This window comes from Streptomyces deccanensis (assembly GCF_022385335.1).
GTDB lineage: Bacteria > Actinomycetota > Actinomycetes > Streptomycetales > Streptomycetaceae > Streptomyces > Streptomyces deccanensis.
Genome location: NZ_CP092431.1, coordinates 3328744 through 3346162 on the forward strand (window position 1 = coordinate 3328744; position 17419 = coordinate 3346162).

Below are 17419 nucleotides of genomic sequence, written 5' to 3' on the forward strand. Positions count from 1 at the left end.
GGCGCCGAGCCGGTAGGGCTCAGCGTCGCGCGTGCCACCACCGGGTGAGGATCTCGACCTTCCGGTCGAACTCCCTGTCCAGGAGGGACGTCGGGGTGCGCAGGGTGGTGCGGTGGCCGTCGGCGGTGTGAACGGTGATCTGGCGTACGCCGACGACGCGACGGACCTCCAGGTGCCGGATGCCGGTCCAGGGGATGCGCCGGCGCCGGAGGCCCCGCACCACGAGAGCGTCCTCGGCCAGGGTCACCCCGTCGCCCCGGCGCAGGACCACGACGACCGCGGTGGCGGTCAACGCCCCCGCGACGCACTGCCGCAGCGAGTCGCCGCCCATGGGGTCGGGGGTCAGGGCGAGGGCGGCCCACAGCAGCGCCGTGCCGCCCAGGAACCCCAGCACGACGGGCAGCGCGGACTGGAGCAGGCCCGGCCTGTACGTGATCGTTTCCATCGTCTGCGAGTCCCGGGTGCGTGCGTAGGGATCAGAGGTGAAGGTCAGTTGGTGAGAGGGACGGCGTCGGCGTAGGCGTTGGGTGGGCGGGGGGCCTTCTTCACGGTGTGGGCGTCCAGGGCGGCCTCGGCGGTACGCGTGCCGAGGGTGCCGGAGGGGTGCCAGGTGCCGGTGAGGGTGACCCAGGTGTCGGCGGGTGGGGGCGGGGCGCCGTGGACGCGTACCTTCACGAACTGGGCGTCGGCGGCGCAGCAGCTGACGATGGCGCGGGTCAGGTACCAGCTGGTGGCCTCGTCACCACCGCCGCCCTCGGCGGATGCTCCCTTGTCAGGGGTGACGAAGCCGGTCATCTCCACGGTGCGGCCGTCGATGGCCCGGTCGCGGTCCTGCTGCACCCGGGTGGTGAAGTCGGTGAGGGTGATCGGGAGCGGTGAGGTCTTCGGCAGGGGGTCGAAGTCGTCCTGGTCCGTGACCGCCACCGCTTTGGGCGCCTCCCGGGAGGCCGTGTACGCGCCGATCGCCGGCGGGGCGTAGAAGAGCAGGCTCAGCGCGGGGAGGAGCAGGAGCCAGGCGACTCGGGGCGGGGTGGAGTGGTCGTGGCCGTGGGCGTGGGCTTCGTCGTGAGTGACGGCTTCGTCGTGAGTGACGGCTTCGTCGTGGGTGACGGCTTCGTCGTGGGTGACGGCTTCGTCGTGGGTGGCGGCTTCGTCGTGGGTGGGGGCCGCTTGTCGGTCGTCTCCGGCTTCACCTTCGTCCCTGGCCTTCCTCCACAGTGACCACGCCTCCGCCGCGCCCAGCACGAGCAGCAGCGCGCCCGAGGCCACGAGAAGGAGGTGCATGCCCGGCTTGACGTAGCGCAGGTAGTGGTCGGTGACGACGGTGGCGTGCAGGAGGCCGAGGCCGCTGAGGAGGAGCAGGAGCGCCTGGAGGGGTCGTTTCACAGGAGTACGGCTCCGATCAGCACGCTGCACAGGATCGCGACGACGACCGTCGCGGCGGAGAAGCGGACCGCGAAGGCCCGGCCGAAGGTGCCCGTCTGCAGGGCGATCAGCTTCAGGTCGACCATGGGGCCGACCACCATGAAGGTCAACCGCGCGGTGGGTGAGAACCCGGTGAGGGAGGCGGCGACGAAGGCGTCCGCCTCGGAGCACACCGACAGGAGGATGGCGAGCGCCGCGAGGAAGAGCACCGACAGCCAGGGCGAGTCGGCGAAGGTGTCGAGCACGGTGCGCGGGACGAGGACGTTGAAGGTGGCCGCCGCCATCGCGCCCACGACCAGGAAGCCGCCCGCGTGCAGGAAGTCGTGCTGGAAGCCGGTCCGGAACTCGTCCCAGCGGCTCAGCCCGGGCCGGTGTCCCGTGTGCCGCGCGACCGGTTTGAGCCACTCCGCGCGCCCGAGCCAGAGCCACAGCCAGCCCATCGCGGCGGCGGTGACGAGGGAGGCGAGCAGCCGGGCCAGCACCATCGCGGGGCTGCCGGGGAAGGCGATGGCCGTGGCCGTCAGGACGATCGGGTTGATGGCCGGGGCGGAGAGGAGGAACGCGAAGGCGGCGGCCGGGTCGACTCCCCGGCGTATCAGGCTCTGCGCGACCGGCACCGAGGCGCATTCGCAGCCCGGCAGCACGACGCCGGCGGCACCGGCGACCGGGACCGCGAGTGCCGGTCTCCTGGGTAGCACCCGGGTGAACACCCGTGCCGGGACGAAGGCGTTGATGGCACCCGACAGGGCCGTTCCGAGCAGCAGGAACGGCAGCGCCTGCACGGTGATGGAGAGACAGACGGTCCGCCACGCCTGGACCGCCGGATCCTCCAGCCACCGCCCCACCGCGAACAGCACGACACCGGGGACGACGGCCGCGCCGAGGAGCAGCAGGGGCCAGTGCCGGGGCCAGGTGGAGCCTGGGTGGTCGGGCTCGCCGGGTTGGTCTAGCTCGCCAGGTTGGTCGGGCTCGCCGGGTTGGTCGGGGTGGTGGGGGTGATCCGCGTGCGCCGGGGGCGCGGCGTTCGGGGGCGTCTTCGTGTCGGGGGGCGCGTCGGTCACGGTCCAGTTGCCTTCTGCATGTCCACTCCGAATATCCGGACGATCGGATCGAACATAGCGGGCGCTCCGGACCGACGCGTCAGACCCCGCCCAGCAGAGACGTGAGGCCGTCGTCCAGCGCCGGCTCCAGGTCCTCGTCGCCGAGCGCCACCACGGCGTACGAGCGGTGCAGGAAGCGGCGGAGCGAGGGGGTGTCGAAACGGATCATGGCCATGCCGTACGGGGAGTGGAGTTCCACGACGGTGTGCGCCGGGCCGCAGGGCCACAGGTGTACGTCGCCGATCCCGGCCGGGGCGGCCAGGCCCTCCGCCAGGAGGGTGCGGGCGAACGCCCACGTCACCTCCGCGTCGTCGGCGGAGGCGCCGGAGGGGAAGTCGATGTGCACGGCGAAGGGATCCTCGGCGATGTAACGCAGGGTGGTGCGGACCGGGATCTCGTCGTAGTCGGGGGTGATCAGGCGGGCGCGGGCGGTCTGTTCGAGGGCGGGAGGCGTCGGGCGGGCGGGCCGGGCGGTGGGCATGGGCGGTCTCCAGTTCGGGCGCTTCGGACGGCGCTGCGGGCGGCACTTCGACTTCTTCACGGGGTTCGGGCTCATCGGATGCTCGGTTGTTGCGGGTTCATGCGTTCGTCAGATGTTTCTTCGGGCGTCACACCCTGTCGACCGCGCCAAGCCCCCATGTATTACGCCGCTTTGGACGTCACCCGCTGTGACGCGAGTCACTTTGTGTAATTACTTGAGATTTTTGTCATCTCCGCATACAAAATCGTCGTCACCCCATCAGCAGGCGACTGGAGAGCCTTCCCGCCATGACCGACGGCCTCTCCGGGTCCGCGACCGCCGCGTACACCCGGATCTACGAGGAGCAGCACCCGCGCCTCGTCGCGTACGCGCGCTCCCTCACCCGGAACTCCTGGACCGCCGAGGACCTCGTCGCCGAGGCCCACTTCCGGGTGTGGCGGCGGCTCTCCGGGGGGCACGAGATCGACAACGTGCCCGCGTATCTGATGACGACCGTGCGGCATCTCGCGGCGGCGGTGGGCTCCACCGCCACGCGGGAGACGCCGCTGGATCCGACGGCTCCCGAGCGGGCCGAGGGCGATGTGCGGGTGGCCGACGCCGCCGATCCCGCCGAACAGGTCTCCTCCGTCGATCTGTTGGTGCGGGTGCTGGGGCAGCTGCCCGAGCGGTGGGTCCAGGCGCTGTGGCTGGCCGAGGCGGAGGGGCAGCCGCTGGAGGCGGTCGGGCAGCGCATCGGTGCGAAGCAGGGCGCGACGGCGGTCCTGCTGCACCGGGCGCGCGAGGGGATGCGCCAGGCGTTTCTGCGCGAGCAGCCCGGGGCGCCGATCGATCCGGCGTGTCAGGTGCGTTGGGGGCGCATGCCGGCGTATGTGCGCGGTACCGCGACCGCCCGGCAGTCCGAGCAACTGCTCAGCCATGTGGACGCCTGCGACGACTGCCGGGCGCGGCTCGCCGTGCTGATGCGCACGAACGACCGGCTGCCCGCGCTCGTCGGTCCGGCTCTGCTGGTGTTCGTCGTGGGCGGGGGTGGGGGCAAGGTGCTGATGGCCCTCACGGGGGGCTCCGCCGGTACGGCCGCGGTGTTCGGGTCCGCGGGTGCGCATGGGAGTAGCGGGTTGCTGCATGCCGTGCGGCAGGTGGCGAGTGGGGGGCGTGGGGCCGGCGGGGTGGGTGGGGTGAAGGTGCCCACCGTCGCGGCGGTCGGGGCGGCCGCGGCTGCCGCCGCCGTGGTGGCCGGGATCGTGCTCGGGCCCCTCGACTCGGGGGCGGGTCCCGCGCAGCGCGTTCCGGTCGCGCAGGCGCCCGCACCGCATCGGCCCGAGGCCGCGTCTCCTGACGTCGTCGAGCGCCGGGGGGCCCTCACGGACGCGGTCGACTCGACTGCGGTGGAGGGTGACGGCGGGGCCGTGGAGCGGGGGGCGGTTCGGGGGGCGGATGAGGAGGAGGTCGTGGCGGCGCCGGGGGGTGAGGAAGCGGCTGGGGAGGAACCTGGGGGCGGGGAGCCGGGGGTTGAGGAGCCGGGGGCCCAGGAACCAGGGGCTGAGGAACCGGGGGCTGAGGAGCCGGGGGGTGAGGAGTCGGGGCCTGCCGAGCCGGCTGGGCCTGTGGTGGAGCCGCCGGTGGAGGAGGTGCCGCCTGTCGTCGAGCCGCCGGTTGAGGAGGGTCCTCCCGTGGTGGAGCCGCCTGTCGTGGAGCCGCCCGTAGAGCAGCCGCCGCCCGTGGTGGAACCCCCTGTGGTGGAACCGCCCGTGGATGAAGCCCCGCCCGTCGTGGAACCGCCGGTTGAGGAGGGTCCTCCCGTGGTGGAACCGCCTGTCGTGGAGCCGCCCGTAGAGCAGCCGCCGCCCGTGGTGGAACCCCCTGTCGTGGAACCACCCGTGGATGAAGCCCCGCCCGTCGTGGAGCCGCCGGCTGAGGAGGGACCTCCCGTGGTGGAACCGCCTGAGGAGGAGGGGCCGCCTGTCCTGGAGCCACCCGTAGAGGAGGCGCCGCCCGTGGTGGAACCCCCTGTGGTGGAACCGCCCGTGGAAGAAGCCCCGCCCGTCGAGGAACCACCTGTAGAGGACGAGCCTGGTCCGCCGGATGTGGTTGAGCCGGGGGGCGGGGAGGCTGCGCCGCCTGGGGAGCCGTTGCCGGAGGATCCGGGGAGTGGGGTCGGGGGGCCTGGAGGCGGTTGTTGATGTCGTGGGGGTGGCGGTGGGGCGGGCGTGTGGTTTTCTCGCCCCCGCCGCCCCTACCCGTCCCATCCCCAAGGGCTGCGCCCCTTCGACCCCCCGCCCGAGCCCGAGGGGGTACGCCGTCCCTTCAGTCCACCGCGCCTAGGGGCTGCGCCCCTTCGCCCCCGTCCCTCAGGGGCAGTGCTTCTCGCCCCCTTCCCCAGGGACTGTGCCCCTTCGACCTCCCTTCCCAGGGAGGTCGCCTCTTCGACCTCCCGTTCCTCAGAGCGGTGCCTTTTGGCCCCCTCCCTGGGGGCGGTGCCCCGCTGCCCCTCCGCCCTCCGTTTTCAGAGGCCGCGCCTCGCCCCCGCTCCCCAAAGGCCGCGCCTCGCCCCCGCTCCCCAAGGCCGTGCCTCTCCCCCGTTCCCCAAAGGCCGTGCCTCGGCCCGGTTCCCCAAACACCGCGCCTCGGCCCCGCTTCCCCAGAAGCCGTGCCCCTCACCTCCCCTTCGCGGCGTTCGTCATTCGGTTGGTGCCGGCTGTGCCTCGGGGGTGGGCGGGGGGTGCGTGGTTGCTCGCGCAGTTGCCCGCACCCCTGAGCGGGCGCAGCCGGGGGTCACTCGCCGTACGGGCGCCTCTTCTTCGCCTCTCGGAGGGCCTGGGCCCACCAGGAGAGTTGGTCCAGCATCAGTTGGGCCGCCTTGTTGGGGGCGGTCGGGTCGTGGGGGTGGCCGGTGTCGTCGAAGGCGGTGTGGGCGTGGTGGAAGGAGACCGTGTCCCGGACCGTGGTCGCGTGGAGTTCGGCGAAGACCTGACGGAGGTGCTCGGCCGCGCGCAGACCCCCCGAGATGCCGCCGTACGAGACCAGGGCCACCGGTTTGGCTCGCCACTCCTGGTAGTGCCAGTCGATGAGGTTCTTGAGGGCCGCCGGGTACGAGTGGTTGTACTCGGGGGTCACCACGATGAACGCCTCCGCCCCCGCCAGCTTCGGGGTGATCTCGGCGAGCCGAGCCGTGGCCTCGGCGGTCGGCGCGAACGTCGTCGGCAGGTCCGCCTCGGCGACGTCCACCACGTCGACCTCGAAGCCGTCGTGCTCCCGGACCCGGCCCAGCAGCCAGTCGGCGATCACCGACCCGAAGCGGCCGGTGCGGTTGCTGCCGATGACCAGCGTCACCCGCACCGGCGTTGCGGAGGACGGAGCGGCGGCGGGCGTCGGAGTGGATTCCGTGTGGGTGTGCGTGACTGTCTGCATGGCTATCAGCGTGGTACCTCAAGTTTGATTGAGGTCAAGGCGCGTCGCCGACTTGCGCGAGTCCGTCTCCATACGCCGCCTCGCCTCGCGCCCCCGCCCCTCGGTCACCCATTCACAGCCTCAGCGGTCACCCAGCACCTCCCCCTTCCTCGCGCCCCTCGCCCGCACCCCTATGACCTGCCCAAACGCCCGCCCTCCCGGCTTTTCCCGCCCACCCCCTGACACCCATTCACCTCATTTCCACCCCCTTTCTGATGGCCCATCAGCAAGCGCGTGGGCCGGAGAGCCACTTACCTCGGAGGGGAACGGAGGACTCTCGGAGGAGGCAGCACGATGCGACGTACCGCCCGGCCGCTGACCACGACCGCGCTCGCCCTCGCCGTCGCGGCCCTCGCCACCACCCCCGCGTACGGCGGTGTGGGCACCGAGTTGCTGGAACTGTCCCCCGCCACCGTCGTCCCCGGTGACGAGGTCACCGTCCGTACGGGGGCCTGCGGCGCGGGCGGTACCGCGACGGGGGACGCCAGCGCGGTCGGCGCCGGCTCCTTCTCGCTCACCCCCGTCGCCGGGCAGCGGCTCGGCGGGCGGTTCGAGGTGCCGCCCAGCGCGCAGCCGGGGACCTACGAGATCGTCGCGGCCTGCACGGACGGGGACGGCCGGATCACCGGCGACCTGGTGGTCTCGCTCAACGGCACCCTGACCGGGCAGCAGCCGACGTATCCGAGAGGCAGTGTGAAGACGGGGGTCGGTGGCGCACTCGGCCCCGACCCCGTGCAGACCGCGGCGGGTGTGGCGGCACTGGCCGTCGCCGCCGCGGGCGGTACCTGGCTCCTGCATCGCCGGGCGAGAGGCGACGGGATCTGACGGACACCCTCCGCCGTCCGTCCGCCGGTACCGCCGCCCCCTCCTCCCCTCCGGGCCCGACGCCCCTCGACCCGGAGGGGAGGAATCAGGGGGCACCCAGCTCGCGGCGTGCCCTGCCGGGCGCCGTCGGCCCCTGAGGAGGTTTCTGTGCGTCGGGTCGCCAATGCCGTCATAGCCGGGGTCACCGTGGTGGCCCTCTGTACGGGAGCATGGTTGCTGCGCGGCGGCACCGCGTCGCACGCGCCGCCGCAGCCGTCGGCCGCGCAGGCCCACAGCCGGTCCGGGGGTGCGTCCGGGACGGCGGGCACGTCAGGCACGTCGGACACGTCGCGCAAGGCCGGGGGCGACGGACCGGCGGCCGCCGCGCTGCCGCCCTCCCCGCCGGCTCGGATCCGGATCCCCTCCCTCCACGTCGACGCGCCGCTGATGGGGCTCGGCCTCACACCCACCGGCAGCCTCGACGTCCCTCCCGCCGAGAAGGAGAATCTCGCGGGCTGGTACGAGGCCGGCACGACGCCGGGTGAACGGGGTACCGCGATCGTCGCCGGGCATGTGGACAACGCCGACGGTGCCGCCGTGTTCTACCGGCTCGGCGCGCTGCGGCGGGGCGCGACCGTCGAGGTGGACCGGCGGGACGGCGGGACCGCCCTGTTCACGGTGGACGCGGTGGAGGTGTACGACGCGCGGGACTTCCCCGACGAGAAGGTGTACGGGGCCGCGTCGAGGCCCGAGCTGCGGGTCATCACCTGCGGCGGCGGATACTCGCGGGCGACCGGCTACCAGGGGAACGTGGTCGTCTTCGCCCACCTCACGGGCCACCGCACCACCGAGCCGTCACAGGCCACCGGGGAGCGGAGGGGCTGACGGCCGCCGGGTGGACAGCCGAGGAGCGAACAGCCGGCGCGCAGCAGCCGGCCCACGCGCACTCGGCGGAGCCGTAGCGCGCGCAGGCCGGGGGAATGTTTCGGCGGTGGCGGCTCTCGAACGTGACCTACGGCACCGCGACGGGGCGGGGCCCTCGCCGCCGGTGGGGCGGGCCCGGCTCCCGTATACGCCCGCATGAGTCTCGTATCGCCAGGTCAGCGCGGTGATGCCGGGCGTCCTCACACCCCACCCGGCCCTTACGGAAACCCCTCACACTCCGCTCGGGGCCACGAGGAGGGCAGCGTTCCTCGTGGGAAACAGATGCGATGCGGTCGGGTAACACCGGCACCGCACGCTCAAGGACATGACCTCGAATGAGCGTGTGGTGGTGATCGGCTCCGGCCTCGCGGGTGTACGTCTCGCCCGGCGGCTGGGAGAGCTCGGCATGCCCGCCACGCTGGTGGGCGAGGAGGAGCACACACCGTACAACCGTGTGCTGCTCGCCGAGGTGCTGGCCGGGCGGTACGCGCCCGAGGTCATCGCGTTGCCCGCCCCGGCCGAGCTGACGCGCGGCCGGGTGGTCCGTATCGACCGCGAGATGCGAGCCGTACATCTCGCGGACGGTGCGGAGATCCCGTACGACAGGCTGGTCCTCGCGACCGGCTCGAACCCGGTGCTGCCGCCGCTGCGCGGCCTCTGGGACCCGGAGCGGCACGAGTTCCCCGACGGGGTGCACGCCTTCCGGACCATGGACGACTGCATGCGGCTGTCGAAGGCCGTACGGCCGGGCGCGCGGGCCGTCGTCATCGGCGGTGGGCTCCTCGGGGTCTCCGCCGCCCGCGCGCTCGCCCTGCGCGGCGCCCAGGTCGTCCTCGCCCAGCAGGGCGAGCGCTTGATGGAACGTCAACTCGACCCGTCCGCCTCGAAGTTGGTCCGCCGGCATCTCACCGACCTCGGCGTCGAGGTGCACACCGAGACGCGCGTACGTGCCGTGCGCAGCGTCGGCGGGACCGTGCGGTCGGTGTCGATGGCCGACGGGTACGCGCTCGACGCGGACCTCGTGGTCATCGCCTGCGGCGTCCACCCCCGGGTGGGTCTCGCCCAGGAGGCGGGGCTCGCGGTGCACAAGGGCGTCATCGTCGACGAGGAGCTGCGCAGCTCCGACCCCCGCATCCACGCCATCGGCGACTGCGCCCAGTTCGAGGGCACGGTGTACGGGCTCGCCACCCCGGCGCTCGAACAGGCCGATGTGCTGGCCGAGTTGCTCGCGGGGAACACCGACTCCCGGTACACCGGCACCCGCGCCCTGACCCGGCTGACGCTCGCCGGAGCGGACTTCCTCGACCTCGCCGCGTTCGGCGAGCCCGAGCCGCTGCCCGGTGACGACGTCATCCAACTGGCCGACGCCACGCGCGGCACCTACCGCAAGGTCGTCGTCCGCGACGACCGCCTGGTCGGCGGGGTGCTCGTCGGCGAACTCGGCACCGTGGGCGCGCTCGCCCGCGCCTGGGAGGGAGCGGAGCCGCTCCCCGCGAACGGCGCTCCCCTGCTCCACCTGCTCACCAACGATGGAGGCTCCTGAATGTCCGCCACCCTGGGGGCCACCCCCACGATCGTGCTCGTCGGCCACGGCATGGTCGGCCAGCGCTTCCTCGAAGCGCTCGCCGAGCGCGGCCTGACCGCCACGCACCGCGTGGTCGTGCTGTGCGAGGAGCCCCGCCCGGCGTACGACCGCGTGGCACTGACCTCGTACTTCGCGGGCAAGACGCCCGAGGACCTCTCCATGACCGACATGGAGTTCATCGAGACGCACGGCATCGAGCTGTTCGTCGGCGACCCGGCCGAGACGATCGACCGTGAGGCGAAGAAGGTCACCGCCCGCTCCGGGCAGGTCTTCGAGTACGACATCCTCGTCCTCGCCACCGGCTCGTTCCCCTTCGTGCCGCCGGTCCCCAACAAGGACGCGGCCGGCTGCTTCGTCTACCGCACGATCGAGGACCTGCTCGCGATCGAGGAGTACGCGAAGACGGCCGAGGTCGGTGCCGTGGTCGGCGGCGGTCTGCTCGGTCTCGAGGCGGCGGGCGCGCTGAAGGGTCTCGGACTCACCTCCCACATCGTGGAGTTCGCTCCCCGGCTGATGCCGGTGCAGGTGGACGACGGCGGTGGCGCCGCGCTGCTGCGCACCATCGAGGACATGGGCCTGTCGGTCCACACCGGTGTGGGCACGCAGGAGATCGTCGTCGGCGAGGACGGCGCGGTCACCGGCATGAAGCTCTCCGACGGCTCCGAACTCGCCACCGACATGGTGGTGTTCTCCGCCGGTGTCCGCCCCCGCGACCAGCTCGCCCGCGACTGCGGTCTGACGGTCGGCGAGCGCGGCGGCATCAGCGTCGACGAGCAGTGCCGGACCGTCAACGACCCGCACGTCTTCGCGATCGGCGAGTGCGCGCTGGCCTCCGACGGCCGGGTCTACGGTCTGGTGGCCCCCGGTTACGAGCAGGCCGAGACGGCCGCCGCGACGATCGCCGCCGACGAGGCCGCCTTCACCGGCGCCGACATGTCCACCAAGCTGAAGCTGCTCGGCGTCGACGTCGCCTCCTTCGGTGACGCGCACGGCGCGACCGCCGACTGCCTGGACGTCGTGTACTCCGACTCCCGCTCCGGCATCTACAAGAAGCTGGTCATCGGCCGCGACGGCGAACTGCTCGGCGGCATCCTGGTCGGCGACGCGGACGCGTACGGCACGCTGAAGGCCTTCACCGGGTCCGTCCCGCCGGTCTCCCCCGAGTCGCTGGTGCTCCCGGCGGGCTCCGGCGGCGGCGCCCAGCTCGGTCCGACGGCGCTGCCCGACGACGCGATCATCTGCTCCTGCCACAACGTGTCCAAGGGCGCGATCCGCGGCGCGGTCACCGACCACCAGTGCACCACGGTGCCCGAGGTCAAGAAGTGCACCAAGGCCGGCACGGGCTGCGGCAGCTGTGTGAAGGTGCTGGGCCAGCTGGTCACCGCCGAGCTGGAGGCGTCCGGCGTCGAGGTCGACAAGGGCCTGTGCGGCTGCTTCTCGCAGACCCGCGAGGAGCTGTACGAGATCGTCCTCGCCCTGCGCATCAACACGTACCAGGGCCTGCTGGACCGGTACGGCCGCGACGAGGCCAAGGGCGGCGACGGCTGCGAGATCTGCAAGCCGGCGGTCGGCTCGATCATCGCCTCCCTCGCCCCGACCATCGGCGCCAGCGGCTACGTCCTGGAGGGCGAGCAGGCGGCCCTGCAGGACAGCAACGACCACTTCCTCGCCAACCTGCAGAAGAACGGCTCGTACTCGGTCGTCCCGCGCATCCCCGGCGGTGAGATCACCCCCGAGGGCCTCATCGTGATCGGCGAGATCGCCCGCGACTTCGGTCTCTACACGAAGATCACGGGTGGCCAGCGGATCGACATGTTCGGTGCCCGGGTCGAGCAACTGCCCGTCATCTGGACCCGGTTGGTGGACGCCGGCTTCGAGTCGGGCCACGCCTACGGCAAGTCGCTGCGTACGGTGAAGTCCTGCGTCGGCCAGACCTGGTGCCGCTACGGCGTCCAGGACTCGGTCCGCATGGCGATCGACCTGGAGCTGCGCTACCGGGGCCTGCGTTCCCCGCACAAGCTGAAGTCGGCGGTCTCCGGCTGCGCCCGCGAGTGCGCCGAGGCCCAGTCGAAGGACTTCGGCGTCATCGCCACCTCCAACGGCTGGAACCTCTACGTCGGCGGCAACGGCGGCGCCACCCCGCGCCACGCGGACCTGCTGGCCCAGGACCTCGACGACGCCCAGCTCATCAAGCTGATCGACCGGTTCCTGATGTTCTACATCCGCACCGCCGACCGCCTGGAGCGCACCTCGACGTGGCTGGAGCGGATCCCCGGCGGCCTGGACCACGTCCGGGACGTGGTCGTGGAGGACTCCCTCGGCATCTGCGAGGAGCTGGAGTCCCTGATGGCGGACCACGTCTCGCACTACGCCGACGAGTGGGCCTCCACCATCAACGACCCCGAGAAGCTCGCCCGGTTCGTGTCCTTCGTCAACGCCCCCGACACCCCGGACCCGGTCGTCGGCTTCGTCCCCGAGCGCGACCAGATCAAGCCCGACCTGCCCCTGCTGTCCATCGGCCTGCGGCCCGCCGATGTCCTGGAAGGAAGCGCCCAGCGATGACCCTCGCCCCCGAGAAGATCGACGTCAAGGTCCAACTGCGGCTGGCGGACGGCTGGTTCACGGTCTGCGACCTCGCCCTGCTGATCCCGGGCCGGGGTGTTGCGGCCCTGCTCCCCGACGGCAACCAGGCCGCGCTCTTCATGGACCGCGCGGGCAAGCTGTACGCCATCGACAACCGCGACCCCTTCGGCGGCGCCGCCGTCCTCTCCCGGGGCCTCACCGGCAGCCACCAGGGCCGCCCCTTCGTCGCCTCCCCGCTCCTGAAGCAGCGCTTCGACCTGGAGACCGGGCAGTGCCTGGACGACGAGACGGTCCGGATCACGGCGTACGAGGTACGGGCCGCGTAGCCCGTCGCCGCTCACCCGTCAGTCGCGCGTGGCGCGCGGACGACCGTACGAGGGTACGGACGTCCGCGCGCCGCGCGCGTTCTGGTGCCTCGTCTCGTGCCTCGTCTGGTGCCTCGGCCGTGGCGTCAGGCCTTCAGTGCGTCGTACGTGACGCCGGTGAGGTGCTCCGAGGCGGTCCAGAGGCGTTCGCTCGCGCGGTCGTCGCGGCTCCAGGGGGCCCGGAGGGAGGGTGCGGGGCTGCCGCGCCACATCGCGAAGGACGGGCCGGTGAAGGAGTCGGGGCGTACGTCGGGGGCGGTCGCCGCGTAGAGGGTGGGCAGGGCGCCGCCCTCGGCGGACTGGGCGAAGAAGCGGTTGCCGACTCGCATGAAGCGTTCGACGCCCTTGCGGCCCTCGGCGCTGGGGCCGGCCGTCTGGAGGTTGGTCGACGCGTAGCCGGGGTGCGCGGCCGCGGCGACGACGTCCGAGCCGTTCGCCGCGAGCCGCCGGGCCAGTTCATGGGTGAACAGCAGGTTGGCGGTCTTGGAGCGGCCGTAGGCGAGCCAACGCCCGTATCCGCGCTCGCTGTTGAGGTCACCGATGTCGATGTTCGCCCGCAGGTGCATCAGGCTGGAGACGGTCACGACGCGGGCGCCGGGGGTGGCGAGGAGGGCCGGCAGGAGCAGACCGGTGAGGGCGAAGTGCCCGAGGTGGTTGGTCCCGAACTGCGTCTCGAAGCCGTCGGCCGTACGGCTCCGGGCCACGGCCATCACACCCGCGTTGTTGACGAGCAGGTCCAGCCGGTCGCTCGTCTGCGCGTAGGCGTCCGCGAACTCCCGCACGGAGCGCAGGTCGCCGAGGTCGAGGCGCATCAACTCGACGCTTCCGTCCGGGACTTCGGAACTCATCCGCTCCAACGCGGCGGCGCCGCGCTCCGCGCTCCGGCAGGCGAGGACGACATGCGCGCCACGGCTGGCCAGCGCTCTGGCGGCCGCGTATCCGATACCGCTGTTGGCACCGGTGACGACGGCGGAGCGGCCGTGCTGATCGGGGATGTCACGCACGTTCCAGCCGGTCATGACCGCCGCCGCCTTCCCGAGGGGTTCCTGGGGTGTGCTCCAGCGTAGACCGGGTGGGGGGGTTGCGGGAGGTGGGGCGACTGCGGGTCGGTGGGGGCTGGTCGCGCAGTTCCCCGCGCCCCTGAAAAGCCGGGGCTGCGCCCCGTGCTTTTCAGGCCCGCAGGGCCTGGTCTTTTGGGGGCGCGGGGAACTGCGCGATCAGCCCCCACCGGACCCGCACCCGCCCAAGAGCCCCCAGTCACTCCCCCCAGTCGCGCCCCCGGCGCAACAACGGCGGCCGGGCCTCCGGTGCCCCCGGCATCGGGCGAGTGTCCAGGTAGAACCACTCGGCGTCGGGCCCCGGCCCGCCCCCGCCCGGCATCGGCCCCGTACCCCCCACCGCCGCCGTACCGACCGTCGCGTAGTCCCACACCTCCGTCGACACCGGCCCCGGCGCCTCCGTGAACGCCGGCTCCTCCTCCGCGCCCCCCGGCTCCGCCGCCGCCGGCACCTTCGTGAGGTCCGGCATCAGCAGCTCCACCCGCAGCCCGGCCCCCCGCTGCTGCGCCACGAACTCCTCGATCTGGCTGCGGCACGCATGGTCGAGGTGGGTCACCCCGAGCAGGTCCAGCCGGATGCGCGGCTTGCCGGACGCGGCCGCTCCCTCCAGCGCGTCGATCAGCTTCGGCAGCCGCAGGAACGTCGCGTTGCCCGCCATGACGACCTTCGCCGTGTCGTCCTCGATGTGCTGCCGGATGACCGTCTGCGACATCCGCAGCGCGGCCAGCACCACACCCGCCGCCAGCCCGAACAGCACCCCTTCGAGCAGCGCGGTCGCCGTGATGACCAGCGTCGTCAGCGTCATGACCGCGAACTCGCCCCGGTCCTGCCGCCACATCTTCGGGAACTGCTCCGGCGCGAACAGCTTCCACCCGCTGTGCACGAGGACACCCGCGAGCACCGAGATCGGGATCAGCGCCAGCACCTGCGGCAGCAGCAGCGCGAAGGCGAGCAGCCACAGGCCGTGCAGCGTACGGGAGAGGCGGGTCTTGGCACCGGCCTGCACGTTCGCCGAGCTGCGCGCGACGACCGCCGTGATGGGCAGCGCGCCGAGGACGCCGGCGACGGTGTTGCCCGCGCCCTGGGCGATGAGCTCGGTGTTGTAGCGGGTGCGCGGACCGTTGTGCATCCGGTCCACGGCGGCGGCGGTGAACAGGCTCTCCGCCGACGCGATCACGGTGAAGGTGAGGATCGCCGTGATGATCCCGACGTCGGCGAGCCCGGCCAGCTGGTCCGGCCCGGGTACGTCCACGGACGCCAGCAGATTGCCGACCTGGAGCGTCTTCACCTCGACGCCGGGCAGCGAGGCGACCGCGATGCCGATCCCGACGGCCACGAGCGCGGCCGGGATCTTCTTGGCCGGCCCCGGCACCTGCTTCCACACGAAGCTCAGCACGATCGTGACGATCCCGAGCCCGGCCGCGATCAGCGCCTGCGGGTTCGTCACGGTGTCGGCGATCAGTCCGGGGACGCCCGCCATGTTCTCCAGGGGGGTGCCCGGCGCCTTCGCGTCGGACATCGGATACAGCTGGCTGAACATCAGCGGCAGCCCGATGCCGGCGAGCATGCCCTGCACGACGGCGATGGAGATCGCCTGGAACATCCGGCCCAGCTTCACCAGGCCCAGCACGATCTGGAGGATGCCGGAGAAGAGGACGATCACGCCGAGCATCGCGACGCCGAACTCCATGACCGTCTCCGCGACGAGCGCCGCGAGCCCGGCCGCCGGGCCACTGACCTGGAGGGTGCTGCCCCGCACGGCGCCGACCACCAGACCGCCGATCACCCCGGAGATGATGCCCAGCTCGGCCGGCACACCGGAGGCGACGGCCACACCGATGCAGAGCGGCAGCGCGACCAGGAAGACGACGAGGGAGGCGGTGATCTCGGTGGCGAAGTCGACGCGCCCGGCGGAGGCTCCGGGGCGGGGGCCCTTGGCATCGGAGGCGGCCTCTGGGGGTCCATCGGGGGTGCCATCGGGGGTGCCATCGGGGGGCGGACGATCCCAGCCCAGGGACTCGGTGACGGCCCACTCCGGGGGATCGGCGTCGCCCTGGGCGGGGTTCGGGGGGAAGCCCGGCGCGTAAGGGGGCGGGCCGGGGATGTGCCCGGGTAATCCTGGCCCGCCGCTCTGGCCGTTCCCTCGGGAGCGGTGGGCGCCGCCGCCCGCCGCGTGCCGGCGGCCGTGCGCGCCGCTCATGAGCCGTGCACCTGGAAGGCGCCGTCCGCGTCCAGCTCGTGGACCTTGCCGGTGTCGATCTCGTAGTACCAGCCGTGCAACCGGAGCCGTCCGGCGTCGAGTTGCTGCCGGGCGACCGGGTACTCCCGCAGGACGGCGAGCTGGTTGCGGATGTTGAGCTGGACGACCTCGCGCAGCCCGGGATCCTCGGACGAGGCGCTGGCCCTGCCGGAGCCGCCGCTTCCGGAGTCGCCGCTACCGGTGTCACCGCTCCCGGAGCCGCCGCTTCCGGTGTCGCCCCCGGCGGTGCCGTTCTCGCCCGTTCCGGCCCCCAGGACCGGTTCGAGCGCGGGCCTGGCGTAGTCGAGCCACGCGTCCACCCTGGGCAGGCCGGACAGATCGGCGCCGTACTTCAACGCGCCCATCGCACCGCAGTGGGAATGACCACACACCACGATGTCCTGAACGCCGAGCACCTCCAGCGCGTACTCGATGGTGGCGGCCTCGCCGGAGGCGGCCCCGTACGCGTCGTGCGGCGGCACGATGTTGCCCGCATTTCGCAGCTCGAATATCTCGCCGGGCCGCGCCCCGGTGATCAGGGCGGGAATCACCCGCGAGTCCGAGCAGGTAATGAACAGCGCCTCGGGGAATTGCCCGACGGCGAGTTTCCGATATTCGTCGCTCTCGAAGTCCACCCGCCGCTTGAACGACCGTGCGCGATCCAGCAACGCCTTCATCATGCCTCCCTGCAACGACTCTGACCAGCCCTTACGACCGTAGAGGGGCGATGAACAGAGGAAGGTTAAGAGAACACTAAAGCGCGACCAGATTCTCCACATCTTTCGGCTAGCAACCCCTTCACCGCAGGTCGGGCGACCGAATACAAGCGGTTTCTGAGGGTCATTTCACAATGCTCCGGATTCCCTGCGCACAGCTGTTCGTTCTCTTGTAGCGTGGCGCCCCACAGCACGGCTCTCGTGTTGTCCCGACTTTCTGGAGAGACAGGCGGCCATGGGCGTACGAGTGCTGCTCATCGAGGACGACGAGACGATCGCCGAACCGCTCGCCGACGGGCTGCGGCACTTCGGCCTGACGGTCCACCACGTGGCGACCGGCGCGGACGGGTTGAGAGGTCCGCACGGCGATGTCGTCCTGCTGGACCTCGGCCTGCCCGACATGGACGGCATCGACGTCTGTCGCGGTATCCGCCGGACCTCCGACGTCCCCATCATCATCCTCAGCGCGCGCGGCGAGGAGGCCGACCGCGTGCTGGGCCTCGAACTCGGCGCCGACGACTACCTGGCGAAACCATTCAGCATCCGGGAGCTGGTCGCCCGGATACGGGCGGTGTCGCGCCGCCACCAGCGCCCCGGCAACGGAGGCGACGGAGTCACGGGCGAAGTGGTGGCCGGGGTGGTCCTGGCGGAGGTCGGGAGGGCGACCGCCGCCGAGGGAACGGCTGGGGTCC

General features: G+C 72.2%; 14 protein-coding genes and 1 pseudogene. 7 read left to right on the forward strand and 8 right to left on the reverse strand.

Going from position 1 to position 17419, the window contains the following annotated elements; all coding sequences use genetic code 11:
* Positions 1 to 19: 19 nt before the first annotated feature.
* The 4 genes from L3078_RS14865 to L3078_RS14880 form a co-directional block, all read right to left on the reverse strand.
* Positions 20 to 445, reverse strand: a complete 426-nt coding sequence (locus tag L3078_RS14865; RefSeq protein WP_239754097.1) for a hypothetical protein — start codon at positions 443 to 445, stop codon at positions 20 to 22.
* Positions 446 to 489: 44 nt separating this feature from the next.
* Positions 490 to 1386 (reverse strand): TIGR03943 family putative permease subunit, encoded by an 897-nt coding sequence (locus tag L3078_RS14870; protein WP_239754098.1) that lies wholly within the window; start codon positions 1384 to 1386, stop codon positions 490 to 492.
* Entirely contained in the window at positions 1383 to 2486 is a 1104-nt protein-coding gene (locus L3078_RS14875) for a permease (protein WP_239754099.1), read from the reverse strand. Before L3078_RS14875 ends, L3078_RS14870 begins: the two co-directional genes overlap by 4 nt.
* Before the next feature lie 79 nt (positions 2487 to 2565).
* Positions 2566 to 3006: an SsgA family sporulation/cell division regulator gene (locus L3078_RS14880; protein ID WP_239754100.1), complete on the reverse strand. Its 441-nt coding sequence runs from the start codon at positions 3004 to 3006 to the stop codon at positions 2566 to 2568.
* A gap of 287 nt (positions 3007 to 3293) precedes the next feature.
* Between L3078_RS14880 and L3078_RS14885 the strand changes: the two genes are divergently transcribed.
* Positions 3294 to 5186, forward strand: coding sequence for a sigma-70 family RNA polymerase sigma factor (locus L3078_RS14885; protein WP_239754102.1), 1893 nt, complete (start codon positions 3294 to 3296; stop codon positions 5184 to 5186).
* Positions 5187 to 5778: 592 nt separating this feature from the next.
* On the opposite strand, the gene L3078_RS14890 is transcribed toward L3078_RS14885, so the two are convergent.
* On the reverse strand, positions 5779 to 6414 hold the full coding sequence (locus L3078_RS14890; protein WP_239754105.1) for an NADPH-dependent FMN reductase: 636 nt from the start codon (positions 6412 to 6414) through the stop codon (positions 5779 to 5781).
* 333 nt (positions 6415 to 6747) lie between these two features.
* Here L3078_RS14890 and L3078_RS14895 point away from each other — a divergent pair, with 333 nt between their 5' ends.
* The 5 genes from L3078_RS14895 to nirD all read left to right on the forward strand — a co-directional run bounded on the left by L3078_RS14895 (position 6748) and on the right by nirD (position 12675).
* On the forward strand, positions 6748 to 7278 hold the full coding sequence (locus tag L3078_RS14895) for a hypothetical protein (protein ID WP_239754107.1): 531 nt from the start codon (positions 6748 to 6750) through the stop codon (positions 7276 to 7278).
* A 147-nt stretch (positions 7279 to 7425) separates the two neighbouring features.
* A complete protein-coding gene (locus L3078_RS14900) occupies positions 7426 to 8142 on the forward strand; it encodes a class F sortase (protein WP_239754108.1) in 717 nt (238 codons plus the stop codon).
* A 364-nt stretch (positions 8143 to 8506) separates the two neighbouring features.
* Positions 8507 to 9724, forward strand: coding sequence for an NAD(P)/FAD-dependent oxidoreductase (locus L3078_RS14905; RefSeq protein WP_239754109.1), 1218 nt, complete (start codon positions 8507 to 8509; stop codon positions 9722 to 9724).
* Positions 9725 to 12328: a nitrite reductase large subunit NirB gene (gene nirB, locus L3078_RS14910; RefSeq protein WP_239754110.1), complete on the forward strand. Its 2604-nt coding sequence runs from the start codon at positions 9725 to 9727 to the stop codon at positions 12326 to 12328.
* Positions 12325 to 12675 (forward strand): nitrite reductase small subunit NirD, encoded by a 351-nt coding sequence (gene nirD, locus L3078_RS14915; RefSeq protein ID WP_033530114.1) that lies wholly within the window; start codon positions 12325 to 12327, stop codon positions 12673 to 12675. The genes nirB and nirD overlap by 4 nt, the downstream gene beginning before the upstream one ends.
* 125 nt (positions 12676 to 12800) lie before the next feature.
* On the opposite strand, the gene L3078_RS14920 is transcribed toward nirD, so the two are convergent.
* The 3 genes from L3078_RS14920 to L3078_RS14930 form a co-directional block, all read right to left on the reverse strand.
* Positions 12801 to 13733, reverse strand: a complete 933-nt coding sequence (locus tag L3078_RS14920; RefSeq protein WP_239754111.1) for an oxidoreductase — start codon at positions 13731 to 13733, stop codon at positions 12801 to 12803.
* Between the two features lie 238 nt (positions 13734 to 13971).
* Positions 13972 to 15972, reverse strand: coding sequence for a SulP family inorganic anion transporter (locus L3078_RS14925; RefSeq protein WP_239754112.1), 2001 nt, complete (start codon positions 15970 to 15972; stop codon positions 13972 to 13974).
* The gene (locus L3078_RS14930) at positions 15969 to 16688 is read right to left on the reverse strand and encodes a carbonic anhydrase (RefSeq protein WP_239760323.1); all 720 of its coding nucleotides are present in this window, start codon (positions 16686 to 16688) and stop codon (positions 15969 to 15971) included. The genes L3078_RS14925 and L3078_RS14930 overlap by 4 nt, the downstream gene beginning before the upstream one ends.
* Before the next feature lie 274 nt (positions 16689 to 16962).
* On the opposite strand from L3078_RS14930, the pseudogene L3078_RS14935 reads away from it, so the two are divergent.
* Positions 16963 to 17320 (forward strand): annotated as a pseudogene (locus L3078_RS14935) (response regulator transcription factor); the annotation flags it as partial.
* Positions 17321 to 17419: the final 99 nt, after the last annotated feature.

Excerpts from the sequence above, each read along its gene's own strand:
- L3078_RS14865 (WP_239754097.1), bottom strand. The coding sequence starts at position 445 with ATGGAAACGATCACGTACAGGCCGGGCCTGCTCCAGTCCGCGCTGCCC.
- L3078_RS14880 (WP_239754100.1), bottom strand. The coding sequence starts at position 3,006 with ATGCCCACCGCCCGGCCCGCCCGCCCGACGCCTCCCGCCCTCGAACAG.
- L3078_RS14885 (WP_239754102.1), top strand. The coding sequence starts at position 3,294 with ATGACCGACGGCCTCTCCGGGTCCGCGACCGCCGCGTACACCCGGATC.
- L3078_RS14890 (WP_239754105.1), bottom strand. The coding sequence starts at position 6,414 with ATGCAGACAGTCACGCACACCCACACGGAATCCACTCCGACGCCCGCC.
- L3078_RS14895 (WP_239754107.1), top strand. The coding sequence starts at position 6,748 with ATGCGACGTACCGCCCGGCCGCTGACCACGACCGCGCTCGCCCTCGCC.
- L3078_RS14905 (WP_239754109.1), top strand. The coding sequence starts at position 8,507 with ATGACCTCGAATGAGCGTGTGGTGGTGATCGGCTCCGGCCTCGCGGGT.
- nirB (WP_239754110.1), top strand. The coding sequence starts at position 9,725 with ATGTCCGCCACCCTGGGGGCCACCCCCACGATCGTGCTCGTCGGCCAC.
- nirD (WP_033530114.1), top strand. The coding sequence starts at position 12,325 with ATGACCCTCGCCCCCGAGAAGATCGACGTCAAGGTCCAACTGCGGCTG.
- L3078_RS14920 (WP_239754111.1), bottom strand. The coding sequence starts at position 13,733 with ATGACCGGCTGGAACGTGCGTGACATCCCCGATCAGCACGGCCGCTCC.
- L3078_RS14925 (WP_239754112.1), bottom strand. The coding sequence starts at position 15,972 with ATGAGCGGCGCGCACGGCCGCCGGCACGCGGCGGGCGGCGGCGCCCAC.
- L3078_RS14930 (WP_239760323.1), bottom strand. The coding sequence starts at position 16,688 with ATGAAGGCGTTGCTGGATCGCGCACGGTCGTTCAAGCGGCGGGTGGAC.